Annotated in this window: 9 protein-coding genes; 1 reads left to right on the top strand and 8 read right to left on the bottom strand. The window is 49.0% G+C overall.

The features are described from left to right. Nucleotides 1-18: 18 nt before the first annotated feature. The 6 genes from PCI15_RS20495 to PCI15_RS20520 form a co-directional block, all read right to left on the bottom strand. Nucleotides 19-1,140, bottom strand: coding sequence for a sensor histidine kinase (locus PCI15_RS20495; RefSeq protein WP_271271775.1), 1,122 nt, complete (start codon nucleotides 1,138-1,140; stop codon nucleotides 19-21). Between the two features lie 3 nt (nucleotides 1,141-1,143). Continuing rightward, nucleotides 1,144-2,565: a sigma-54 dependent transcriptional regulator gene (locus PCI15_RS20500; RefSeq protein WP_271271776.1), complete on the bottom strand. Its 1,422-nt coding sequence runs from the start codon at nucleotides 2,563-2,565 to the stop codon at nucleotides 1,144-1,146. Between the two features lie 248 nt (nucleotides 2,566-2,813). Continuing rightward, a complete protein-coding gene (gene fliS, locus PCI15_RS20505; RefSeq protein WP_271271777.1) occupies nucleotides 2,814-3,200 on the bottom strand; it encodes a flagellar export chaperone FliS in 387 nt (128 codons plus the stop codon). Between the two features lie 28 nt (nucleotides 3,201-3,228). Then, a complete protein-coding gene (gene fliD / locus PCI15_RS20510; protein ID WP_271271778.1) occupies nucleotides 3,229-5,256 on the bottom strand; it encodes a flagellar filament capping protein FliD in 2,028 nt (675 codons plus the stop codon). Nucleotides 5,257-5,359: 103 nt separating this feature from the next. Continuing rightward, entirely contained in the window at nucleotides 5,360-5,740 is a 381-nt protein-coding gene (locus PCI15_RS20515; protein ID WP_271271779.1) for a flagellar protein FlaG, read from the bottom strand. 72 nt (nucleotides 5,741-5,812) lie between these two features. Next, complete coding sequence (locus PCI15_RS20520; protein ID WP_271271780.1) at nucleotides 5,813-8,218, bottom strand: flagellin N-terminal helical domain-containing protein; 2,406 nt, start codon at nucleotides 8,216-8,218, stop codon at nucleotides 5,813-5,815. Nucleotides 8,219-8,519: 301 nt separating this feature from the next. On the opposite strand from PCI15_RS20520, the gene PCI15_RS20525 reads away from it, so the two are divergent. Beyond that, nucleotides 8,520-8,834, top strand: a complete 315-nt coding sequence (locus tag PCI15_RS20525) for a flagellar protein FliT (protein WP_271271781.1) — start codon at nucleotides 8,520-8,522, stop codon at nucleotides 8,832-8,834. 51 nt (nucleotides 8,835-8,885) lie between these two features. On the opposite strand, the gene flgL is transcribed toward PCI15_RS20525, so the two are convergent. Together flgL and flgK are read right to left on the bottom strand one after the other, a co-directional pair. Beyond that, nucleotides 8,886-10,184 carry a flagellar hook-associated protein FlgL gene (gene flgL, locus PCI15_RS20530; RefSeq protein WP_271271782.1) on the bottom strand — a complete coding sequence of 433 codons (1,299 nt, stop codon included), beginning with the start codon at nucleotides 10,182-10,184 and terminating at the stop codon, nucleotides 8,886-8,888. A gap of 50 nt (nucleotides 10,185-10,234) precedes the next feature. Continuing rightward, entirely contained in the window at nucleotides 10,235-12,979 is a 2,745-nt protein-coding gene (gene flgK, locus PCI15_RS20535) for a flagellar hook-associated protein FlgK (RefSeq protein ID WP_271271783.1), read from the bottom strand. Between the last annotated feature and the right edge of the window lie 34 nt (nucleotides 12,980-13,013).

Below are 13,013 nucleotides of genomic sequence, written 5' to 3' on the forward strand. Positions count from 1 at the left end.
AAAAAAACAGCCGGTTTATCAACTGCTGACGTTAGCATCTTTTTCATAAGGCAATAAGAACGCCGTCCGCGTTCCCTTGCCCGGCTCAGATACCAGTATAAATTCACCATGATGCGCCTTGGCAACCACCTGAGCTACCGCTAACCCTAAACCGGTGCCGTGAGATTTAGTCGAGTAAAACGGCTCCAGCACTTTCCGGCACTGTTCCTGATCCATTCCCGGGCCATTATCAGACACCATCAGACACAGCCGCTCATCAAGCACAGAGGCTTCAATGCTTAATTCAGCGCCTTTACCTGTGGCCTGTAAGCTGTTCTCTACCAAATTCATCAGGGCGCCCAGTAAGGCTTCTTTATTACACTGTAACTGAAGCGCCGGCACCCCGTTAATACATTCACAGTCGGCATCCCAGGCGGCCAGCGGCACATCCAGCGCATCTTCAATGTCACGGAATAACTGTGCCAGCGTCAGACGATCATCCAGACGGGTTTCGCCACGGGCAAATACCAGCATATCCCGCACCTGATGTTCGAGGTTTTCCAGCCGGGATTTAATTTTACCGGCAAACTTAATCTGCTTGTCGGCCTGCAATCCGGGTTTAATCAGATGGCTGGCGTATAACAGCGCAGCCGACAGCGGCGTACGAATCTGATGCGCCAGTGAAGCCATCATCCGGCCCATTTCTGACAGCCGCTGATAATGGGCAACCTGCCCCTGCAGCAAACGGGTTTCTGTCTGATCTGTAAGCATAATCAGCTGCCCGGTTTCAGACTCCAGGGAGCGGGTCGATAAACTCACCCGGCGGCCGCTTTTCAGAGACACCTCGTGGCCATCATCACTGCGCGGTGCGAAACTGCGCTGAATGATCCCCAGCCAGGACTCACCCAACAACGGCTCACCCAGCAATTCTGCCGCTGCCAGATTCGCTTCGCTCACCAGACCACGGTTATCGACTACCAACACCCCGGCAGGCAACAGGTTTAACAGGTTATCCATCCGGCCAGTCAGACGGGAGTTTTCGGCCTGCTGCTCAAGATGCTGCCCCTGGGTATCCGCCAGCTGAACCTGCAGATCAGCCACCTGCTTCCGCAGTTGTGCCAGCTCAGCATTGATTTCAGTATTAGAGTTCTGATTGACCATGGGCTATTTTCGCTGAATTCCGTACTTGCGCATTTTCTCTACCAGTGTTGTCCGGCGAATCTGCAATTTATCTGCCGCCCGGGCGACAACATTATTGGTGGTATCCAACGCCTGCTCGATCAGCACCTGTTCAATACCTTCGAGGTAAGCTTTCAGATCAATGCCCTCTTCCGGCAAAACATGTGCCCCGGGGGCATCGGCCCCATCACTCTGAGCCTGATCAACTTCCAGATGCAACTGTGCTTTTAAACTGATATCTCCGGCATCTTCTTCCAGATAACGGAATTTTTCCGGTAACTCACTGATACTGATGACACTGTCCGGGTGCATAATGGTTAAACGTTCTATCAGATTCGCCAGCTCGCGGACATTACCTGACCACGGGTGTTGCTGTAATGAGCGGATAACCGCCGGCATGATTTTAATCCGGCCAAACCCGTCCGCCTCGGCACGGCGAACAAAGAGTTCGGTCAGGGTTGGGATATCTTCTGTGCGTTCACGCAGGGCAGGCATGGCAATCGGAAAAACATTCAGACGGTAATACAGATCTTCACGGAACTTACCTTCATCAATCATTTCTTCCAGATTTTTATGGGTGGCCGCGATGATTCGCACATCACAGCCGATGGTTTTGGTACCGCCAACCCGCTCGAAACACTTTTCCTGAATGACCCTTAGCAGCTTGACCTGCATATTCAGCGGCATATCGCCGATCTCGTCCAGGAACAGCGTACCGCCATCCGCCAGCTCGAACCGTCCCGGGCGGCTGGAAACAGCGCCGGTAAAAGCCCCCTTTTCATGGCCGAACAGTTCGCTTTCTAAAAGCTCAGAAGGTATCGCCCCGCAATTCAGCGGCACAAAGGGCCCTGCAGCCCGTGCTGAAGCCTTATGCAGACAATTCGCTACAACTTCTTTACCGGTACCGGACTCGCCGTTAATCAGCACGCTGACATCCCTGCCAGCCACCTGGGCCATCAGACTGCGAACGTCATTCATCACCCCGCTGCCACCGGCAAGATCGGCAAACGCTTGTTGCAATCCGCCCGCCAGTTCAGCTGGCTGACGTAATCCTCTGAAGATCTGCGCCCGGTGTAACACATACTGAACATCCGCCAGTGGTGACGCCGGCAATAAGCGACCGAGTATTCTTTGCTGCAACCCGTCACTGACTGTTTCCGGTTGCATCCAGTCCCCCACGGAAATCACCGGGGTCGCCTCATCCAGGCGCTGTGCCAGCAACTTATCCAGATCAATCGGGTGGTTACAGTGACCCAGCATTACAGCCAGATATTCAGAACACTGGCCTTCCTCGGCCTGCAACCAGTCGACATAACTTTCCGTCTGGCAAGTAATGCCGGCAAAGGTTAGCCGGTCGGATAATTGCCGCCGGCTATCTGCATTATCATCTATATAAAGAAGCTGCATGTGTGTCATACCTGTGATCTGAACGTACTTTCAGGCACTAACCGCATCACCCGAATAGCAACCTGAAACAGACAAAAAAACCTTAACGTCAAATTTATGACATGAAGCAAAACTTAACAAGTGCTTAGGCGTTATTTTTTTGACGCGAAGGAGGTTTTTTCTTCACTAATAACAGGAAACACAAACAAAAAAGCCGGTATCAACACTGATACCGGCTCTGCTTACCCGAAGGATAACTGGCTCAAAGGTTATGAAACTTCCATTTCCGTCCAGCCTGATTTGATGGTCAGCAACAGATCCATCACTTCCTGAATTTTTTCCGCGTTCGCTTCACGGTTAGCTTCTGCAATCGAGCGCACCATGTAGTCATATAGTGCATCAAGATTTGAGGCGATTTCGCCACCTTTTTCATGATCAAGATAGTCTTTAAGCGCCAGCACAATATCGGTGGCTTTATTCAGCTGAGAAGAGCGCCCCTGAATATCGTTACGTTCCATGGCGCCTTTCGCCTTTGCCAGTGCGCCCAGCACACCATCAAATAACATCGTAATCAGCTGCTGTGGAGACGCCGCGTGTACTGCAGTAGACAAACCCACACTCTGGTACTGACGCAGGGCTTTTAAATTAACACTCATTTCTTTACTCCAAAACTCAGCTAAAAACTTAGTTATTACTTGCGGTAAAAGGTAACCGGTCGACCAGACCGTTCAACGATTCAGAGGTTGTCCGGAAGCTCGCCAGAATATTTTCCATGGCCACATACTGGCTGGTCAGTCGGTCATGCATTATAGCCATTTTACGATCAAGTTCTTCCTGATCGTCTTTAATGTCCTCAAGTTGGTTATTAATACTGTCTTCCCGGTTTTTAATCACACCGGTGCTCGACAGAAAACCATCGATCAACAAGGACATTTCCCCGGCAAAACCGCGGGAGAATGAGAAACTGAAATTCCCTGAGGCACCTTCCTGAACCTGTAGATTCAGGCCATAAGGATCGGTATCAATCTTCGGCAGCAGTACATCACCGGCACCGAAGGCAGCATCACCGGCAATAGTACCGGAGACATCGGTACCGTTAGTCACTGCAGAGCTGGTCGAGAGACCAGTAGCCGTTGTAAAATCTGCACCTGCTTCAGTAAACTCTACCCGCGTATTCGCACCGTACTGGCGGGACTGAAGCTTTAGCTCGCCACCTTCGATAACAACATCAATCGCCTGGCCCGCATCCTTCAGAGTGCTTTCATTATTAATCAGCGACTGCAGACCTGCACGCAATTCTTCCTGTGAATTATATGTACCGGTCAAGGTTAATTCCTCAGACTCGGTACCGTTCACGTTAACTTTGAACGTGTAAGTACCGCTGGTTGCGTCCACAGGAAATGTAGTCGTCATACCAGCACCAAGCACAAAGCCTTTACTCGGTGCGGTTGTGATTGTTCCCTGATAGGTACCGGCTACCGCTCGGTCACCAAAACTGCCCACCTCTACCGACACAGCACTGTTAGTGGAACTTGTCGTGGTCGAAAACAGCGCGCCTACCTGAGCAAAATTATCATTAAAGGCTGCATCAAAATCTTCAGTGTCAACTTCAAGGGTACCATCCAGCTTAGTACGGATCCCCACCTGGCTCAGGGAGTTAAATTCATCCACACCCGGTACGGTTGAAGAAATCATGCTACGCATCCGGGAAAGCAGGTTTTTCGCGGTACCGTCAGTCGCCAACTCGCCCCGCTTGGTTTCGTTGGTTTCACTGTCGGTGGTGGTGCTGGTCAGCCCTTTCAGGGTGTTATAAAGGGTGTTGTAGCCTTCGATAAAATTATTAACCGCAGTTTTAGCGGTTTCTTTATCTTCAGTAATCGAGAAGGTCAGCTTGTCACCGGGGCTGGCCTTATTCAGGGTCAGGGATAGCCCCTGAATCACATCATCAATATCGTTACTTGGCCGCTTAACGTTCAGACCATTGATATTAATGGATGCATCCTGTGCTTTCTGAGTTTCAGTGACATTACTGTGGTTTGTCTCATTAAAATTCAGAAAATCCAGACTGGCATCGCTACCGGAAATTCGCAAGGCATTTTCTTCACCGGAAGGCGCTGAAATCAGCAACTGATAAGAACCGTCAACCAGTAATACAGATGCCTCAACATCGGAACTGTCGGCGTTGATCTTATCTGCAATCTCCTGAATGGAATCAGTCGCGGTTACTTCAATTTCAATGGCTTTTAATGCTTCATTCTCAGCAAAACTTGAAGGGTTATCCGAACCATCGTAGGTCCACTCCCCCTGCGCGATGGTAAGCGTACCGCTGACACCTGCTGCAGCATCTTTATCCGCAAAGGTTTGGTTCGCAACCAGAGACTGCCCCTGAGCAACCTCCAGCACTTCTAACTGATAGGTGCCTAGCTGAGCATTCGCATCCAGCGTATTTGCCGTCACAATATCGGTGGTTGGCAACGAAACAGAACGGGCGCTAAAAGTATCCGGATTTGCCAGCGGCGTCATCAGGTTCTGAAACTCAGACAGGCTGCTTTTCAGCGTACCGTATGCCGAAATCTGCGCATCAAGGGTGGTTTTCTTACTGTCCAGACGGTTCTGTTGCGGCGCCTTCTGTGCATCAACCAGACTATTTACCAGGCTGGCGGTATCGATGCCTGAACCGGCCCCCAGTGCATTGACAATATTCGTAGCCATCGTAAATCCCTCTGGTTCAGACGCTTAGCTTAGTTGTAACGGAATGGCCTGACATTCTACAGCAAAACAACAGGAACAGAGCCATTCTGTAAATTGATTAGTATCAGGCCTTATCGTTAAAGATCAGCCCCATTGCCGCTTCAAGGTGTTTTGCCAGCTCAACCGCTTCCTCGGAAGGGTATTGCCGGATCACTTCCTGGGTTTCGCTATCCAGTACCTTAATGATGGTATCGTTACTTTCTTCATCAACAGAAAACGCCAGATTACGCTGTTTAGTGTTCATGAATTCATTCAGACGCTCGGCCAGCGCAGAAGCCTCTTCATTGGTTAATTTCTGCTGCGGTGCTTCCTGAGCGGCCGCTTCAGCAGGTTGCTGAACAACTGAATCAGTTACCGGTTGCTGTGTTTGGGTTTGCTGGGTTTGCTGCAGTGATTGCCCGGCTGCACCTGCAGCATTTACAGCATTGATTGATTCCACTGACATAATCTCACCTCCAAAAACAAAAACCCCCCGATGGCACGAGGGGTTTTATCGGTTAACGTAAAGCGTTACCTATTACTGTAGTAAAGACAGTACCTGCTGTGGTGCAGCATTTGCCTGAGCCAGCATCGCAGAACCGGCCTGCTGCAGTACCTGCGCACGACTCAGGTTAGCAGATTCAGCTGCGAAGTCCGCATCCAGAATCTGAGAACGTGCCGCTGAAGCGTTTTCAGCTACGTTAGACAGGTTACTTACTGTGAAGTCCAGGCGGTTATTTACCGCACCCAGCTCACCACGGGTTTCGTTGATAGTGCTCAGTGCATTATCGATTACACCGATAGCTTTCTGAGCACCTGCAGCTGTAGAAATATCGAGGCTCGAAATCGCCGAGCCAGTCACTGTTGAACTCAGATCGGTATTCTGGTTTTTCAGACCTGTTGCTGTAGCCGCGGCACCTGTAACTTCGATGCTAATCGTCCGATCATCAGCAGAATCCAGCGCGATTCTAGGCTGAATAGTTAAGACGTTATCAATTTCTGAAGTGGCTGCTGTAGCACCAGAAGCGACTAAACCATCATTTGCACTTGATGCAAAACCAGAAGTATCAGAAGCAAGTCCTAATGCCACTGCTGTCTGCATACCATTAAAGTCACCCATTTCAATAGTAATGGTTGAATTAGATGCAAGTTGCAGCTCACCATTGTCATCGATGCTTGCTGTAACACCGGTATTAGCAGTCTGAGAGTTGATATCAGCAACAGCTGCATCTAATGACCGAAGATCAATTGAGGTAACATCGTGGCCATTAATTTTCATAGAGCCACCATTTGCATCAGATGTGCCATCTAAAGAAGATGCAGCAGTCCCTGCAACAGCTGTAGCAGCAAAAGCAAAAGATGCACCTAAATCAGTAGCAGTACCTACACCAGTACCACTTGAACCATCTGCTAAAATGATCGGTGAGTCCGATGCAAGAGTTAAAAACCCATTTGAATCAGCATAAGCAGTAACACCTGTGTTACCTGTCTGGTCATTAATACTGTCAACCAAAGTGGTCATCGACGTACCATCTAAAGTGATGGTAAAGCCATTTACGTCGATTGTATCACCGTCGATATCCGCTAAGGTCGGTATCCCTGTACCTTCGATCTCAGTTGTTGTCCTGGAAACATCAGCACTGAAAGACTGAGAAGCCTGAATACTGGCAGTAACACCCGTATCATCAGAAACACTGTTAATGCTCGTAACCACTTCAGCAAGACTAGATGAGTTAGCAGCACTCTCCGTTTTAGGGACAGATACACCATTAATCGTTAAATCATTAGCAGCCAGACCATCATCCTGCGCAGCAGCAGCCACACTAGCACCAAGCACTTCGCCCTGACCAGTTACCGAACTGAAACCCAGGCTAGTTAAATCTGAATCCTGACCACTGGCACCAGTAGTAATAGTGATTGGTTCGCCGTTATCTGAGGCCAGTGCAACTTGTCCCTGGAATGTTGTACCAGAAGTAATACCTGTAGCACCCGCTGCATCACCAGCCTCGGTTACTGTAATAGCTCCACCAGTGCTGTTAGACAGTACTAACTTGCCGTCATCATCAATACTGGCATTAATTGCACCGCCGGTTTTTTCATTAATGTTAGCCGCGAGTTCTTCAAGATTAGTACTTGCTGCATCAATGACATAGCTGGTAGCTGAACCACCATTTATATCATGTTGCTCCAAGGTCAAAGAACCCGTTGTGATAACACCGTCACCAATGCTTGTTGCTTCAATCGTGTTAAAACCAGAAGCTGTTACACCTTCAACGTTATCGTTAATATCATTCAATAATGTCTGAAGGTTAGTGTTGTTTGTCGTACCCGTAAATGCATTAAGACCTGTACCATTGATCTCGACGTCACCATTCGCAATAGTCGCCGTATCAGTTAAACGATCACCAGACAAATCAGAAGTAGTTGAACCTAAACCTAAACTCTTCGAATCCAGTTTGCCGATTTCAAATTCGATAGTCTGGTTCGCCTCAGAACCTACCTGCAGCGCAATTTTACCCTGAGAACCGTCCAGAATGTTCTGGCCGTTGAAAGAAGTGGTTTCAGAAATACGGTCCAGTTCAGCAACCAGCTGCTGTACTTCTGCGTTCATGGAACCACGGTTACCGGAATCGTACGTGCCGTTCGCAGACTGGATTGACAGTTCACGCATCCGCTGCAGGATGTTGGTGGATTCGTCCAGTGCACCTTCAGCTGTCTGGATCAGGGAAACACCGTCGTTCGCGTTACGAACCGCCTGGTTCAGACCGTTGATCTGAGACGTCATACGGTTAGAGATCGCCAGACCCGCTGCATCGTCTGCTGCTGAGTTGATACGCTTACCACTGGATAAACGTTCACGCGCTTCGTTTTGCTCCATTTGCGCACTGTTCAGGTTACGCTGTGCATTCAGTGACTGAATATTGGAATTAATTACTAATGCCATGAGACCTTCTCCTCATATCAACCAGGTCTGACTGGTTGTTTATTTGTTCAGTTTGAATCCCATTCATCCGTGTAAATTTATGAATACGATTCCAGTATGCTTTAAGTTATCGACCGTCGGCCGCATTACTTGAAATTTTTTTTACGTTATTTTTGCAGCGGCTTTTTTACACGTTAAATATGCTGTGAAAGCCTTAATATTACTGACTATAAGCGCGCTTCAGGTGTACTATATCGGTCGCAAACGAAGAGACTTTAATGGCATCTGTAATATTTTTCTGCACAACGGAAGAGGTGAAAATATGATCCGCACACTCAGGCATATCCTGCAGCTGTCAGAACAGGTTCTGCAGGCCGCTGAAGAAAAAGACTGGCCAGCAGTTGAAGCCCTTCAGCAAGAACGGGAACAGCTCAGTAAACAGGCGGTAGCCAGTGATATTCCCCAGGATAAAGACACCTCTTTAGAGGCAGAAGAACTGATCCGGAAAGTTCATCAATTAGATGCAAAGTCACTGACACTGATTGAAGGCAACAAGCAGGAAGTTATTCAGGAAAAGCTGCGCTCGAACAAACGCAACAAGATGGCAAAGGCCTATATCAACCAGCCCAAATTCTGAAACCGGCAGAAGATTTCTCTTCTGCCTGCCGCTTATAACGTCAAATAGTTATCAGTTGATATAATTAAACAGTGATAACGAACTCACCCGGCCAAAAGTCGCCTGAGCCGCCTGCAACGTCGTTTGCTCCAGCGTAAATTCACTGATAACCCGGGACAGATCCGCATCTTCAATGGTTGAGATAGCGCTTTCGGTAAACAGCTTAAAATCCTGATTGGATGAAGTGACATTTTCCAGCGTACTTAATCGCGAACCAACAACCGTCTGAAATTCCGTAGTTTGTTCTGCTGACATTTTAAATTGTTCCAACGCCCGGGCAACCGCCTCATTTCTGTCGGTACTCATCTGTTCATTTTCAATCGGTTTTTCGAGCACATCCGCCAGCGCGGAAGCCGCATCCAGTACGTTCATTTTCTCAGGGGTCACTGAGAGTTTGATTTCGTTGGCACTGGCAATATCCGCCGGTTCATGAAGCTCCAGACTGAGTCCATGAATATTAATCGTGGCAGGGGTTGTAGCCAGATCACCTACAGCAATGCCTGCAATGTCATTACCTGCGCTGTCTTTTACCGGCTGCCCGGAACTGTCAAATACAGAATATTCAAAGTTATCAGGTGTCGGTTCCGTTACCCGGATGGTCAGCTCTCCTAAACCTTTGGTCGCTTCTTTAAAGGTATTTTCAGCCGCCAGATTTGCGAATTCTGCCTCACGAACAAAAGGGTCAACCGGCGGTGACTGCTGAGCCGCGTTGAATACCGCCTGACCGGTCATTTCAATTTGCAATGGCCCTTCAATGGACTCAAACAACACTTCTCCGGAATCGTTGGACGGCACAAACAGGTCTGACCCCACCTGAATCATGCGCTGACCATCGTCACCGACATATTCATAGCTGCCATCACCCTGCTTAACATACGGCGCTTCACCACCCTTATTCCCGGCAAATAAGTATTCACCCTGGGCATCCTGTGTGTTCATCAGACCGGCAACATAATCCACCAGTTGATCCAGTTCCTGAGCAATTGTTGCCCGGTCTGCATCATTTATAGTGTCACTACCGGCACTGATGGTCAGTTCCCGCATCCGGTCGGTGGCAATGTTAATCGAGTCCAGAATCGAATCTTCCTGTTCCAGGCGGCGCTTAGTAACGTTGATGTTGTCATCATACTTATTGTACTGAGACAGCTCCCGCTCAAGCTTCACCAGCTGCGCTGCACCGACCGGATCATCCGACGGGTTTCGCAAACGCTTACCGGTAGATATCTGTTCCTGCAGGTCGGCAATCTTCGACTGGGAACGCTGCATGTTATCGATTGAACTTAAAAACTGTTGCTGTGTAGAAATTCTCATGACCTGATTACCTTTTACTCAAACAGCCGAAAGTAAACTCTGCTAACGCCTTAAACGGCCTGCAGCAGACTGTCAAAAATAGATTGCGACACCCGGATTAACTGCGCCGTTGCCTGATACGCCTGCTGAAACTGCACCAGCCGGGCGGCTTCTTCATCCAGATTCACACCACTGACACTGGCTTTCGTATTGGCCGTGGTATCCATTACTGCCTTGCTGGCATCTGTCGAGATCTTGGCCGTTGCCGTCGTCGTCCCCACCCGCTCAACCAGGCTGCCATAAAGGTCCTGATAATCAGAACCGCCAACTACTTTGGTGTTTTGCAGGTTGGAAATTTGTAACGCATTCCGGTTATCTGAAATACCGTCTTTATTAAACTCAAAACCAAAACGGTCACCCGCGGAGGGCTGGTTCGCAATGGTAATGTCATAACCGTTAAGGCTGATGACCTGCCCCGATGTGAACGCCTGATTCGTCAGCGGACCATCACCGAGATCTAAGGGTACCGGATTGCTCGGTTCACTCATGTCATACACGGTGTAGCGAATCGGGTCGGCATTATCGAAAACAACTTCAACCGGCGGTTTAAGCTCCCCGTCTACCGCAAAAGCAGAAGAGCTTGTATCAGTAACATTCACGGTCGCCACACCGGTTCCGTTATTATCCGGATCAGGTGAAACCCTTACAGGAGAGGCCAGCGCAAGCTGATCGCCATCCTGAATAACCCGTGTCAGATCTTCCGCACCGGTTCGTACCGCGTTGATCGAATACCGGTCACCCTCAACAAAAGCACCGTCTACTTTTAAGGTAACCTTGATGCCGTCTACCTGAAAGGACAAAGTACCTTTATCCGGGTCGAGGTAATACTCACCTTCATCCACATCAGCAATGCCCTGAGAAACATTACCAATAGTAGAGGCTACATTATTAGCAGTGGTGATAAGCGAAGCAGAACCTGTGGACACAAACGCAGAAGCCCCTCCGGATGTCGACGAAATATCCAGAGTTTCAATGTTTTTATCCGCTTTACCGTCGCTGATATAGCCGGTTGCAACCTGAGAAGCCGTTGCAGTGCCTTCCGTTAAAGTAACTGCTCCCCCGGCAACCGCACCATTGCTATCAAGCGAGCTGAAACTTACCTGATCACCGCTGTCTGTCATCGTAAGGCCAATATTGCCACCACTGTTGTCCGTAATCGTAATGCCGTTACCGGAGTTCGTCATCGACAGGTTGGTATATGAATTAGCCGCATCATTACTGATTGCCTGCTGGATTGCCGCCTGAATGTCGATCCCTGTAGCAGTTGCACCGTCCGCCAGAGGCACAGTCACGTTCAGTGTTCGCGACACACCGGTATCATCAAGAACGGTAAGATCAAAGGTTGTATCACCACCACTGTCTGAACCCAGCTCGGTCAGATTACTGATGGTTGCTGCTGTAGTCGCTTTAACATCGCTGATACCCGTAATCCCATTCATGAATGCCGCTGCATCTTTGGCACTTTCCACCGGATCTGGGGAACCACCTGTAGCAGGTGCTCCATTATAGGTAAATTGCAGCGTTTCACTGTTACCGGCAGCTGAAACACCATTACCCTGCCATAAGGCTGCAGTACCTGCTGTCACGGTGCGGTCATCCGTTGAGGGAGTAAGCCGGTCGATATCAAAAACCTTGCCATCTTCTTCCCGAACCAGGCGTATCTCGCCTTCACCGCCATAGGTTAATTCATAGCCGGACGCCTGTAGCAAGTTTACATTTTCAACCGACACATTCGATGATGACAGGGATGAACGGTTAGCAACATGTGACTGTAAACGGTTTGACTGCGCGGAGGCAGCGTTCACATCATTAAAGATATCGCCACCGTAGTTATTGTTTGCATCAATACCTGAGCGGTGCTGCTCGTTCATTGTTTCGGATAGCGCAATGGCCATTCTGCCCAACTCATCACGGGCATCATTTAATGACTCATCCCGATACTGCAAGACGCCCCCCAGCTTGCCGCCGCTGAGCTGATCGGTCACTTCAGTGGTATTACCGGCGATCACAAGTTTGACAGACCGCTCGGTCGCGATCGAGTCTCCCGGTGTACTGATTAACTGATTCGCGGTAGCGCCAACAACCAGCGGCTGACCGTTCGCCAGAAACACGCTGTAATTTTTGTTGCCCTCTTCCAACACATTAATAGAAACCAGCTCTGAAAGATCATTCACTAACTGATCACGCTGATCTTCAAGTTCATTGGTCGGTTTATTACCGGCAACCGCAATATTAATTTTGTCATTCAGATCAGCGATATTTTCACTCAGCGTCGATATCTGGCTGGTGTAATCGTCGATCATAGTATTCACGTTGGCTTCCTGAATGCGCAGGTTGGCATCCAGATTATTAAACCGCTGTACCAGAGCTTCCGTTTCGGCAATGAATAACTCACGGTTAGGGTCTGAAACCGGATCATCAACCACGTTCTGCAGGGAGCTGAAGTATTTATCCATAGCATCAGACACACTGGTGGTTTGCTGTGCCAGTAAGTCATCCAGCTGAGCCGTCAGTTTAGAGAAATTTGAAGACTGATTATAACTGGACAGATCACTCCACAACTGCCGGGTCAGCAAATCATCAGCCAGACGGTCAATACTGGTTACTTCAACACCGCCATAGGCCGGCAGGCTGTCAAAATTAACGCGCTGGCGGGTATAGCCATCCGTATTAACGTTGCTGATATTTTGCCCGGTGGTTGCCAGTGCATTCTGATTGGCAATTAATCCTTGCTTACCAATGTTTAATAAATTCATCTAAAACTCCTCGCCAGGGAAAAGCGCCGTCACT

It is taken from the genome of Aliamphritea hakodatensis, assembly GCF_024347195.1.
GTDB lineage: Bacteria > Pseudomonadota > Gammaproteobacteria > Pseudomonadales > Balneatricaceae > Amphritea > Amphritea hakodatensis.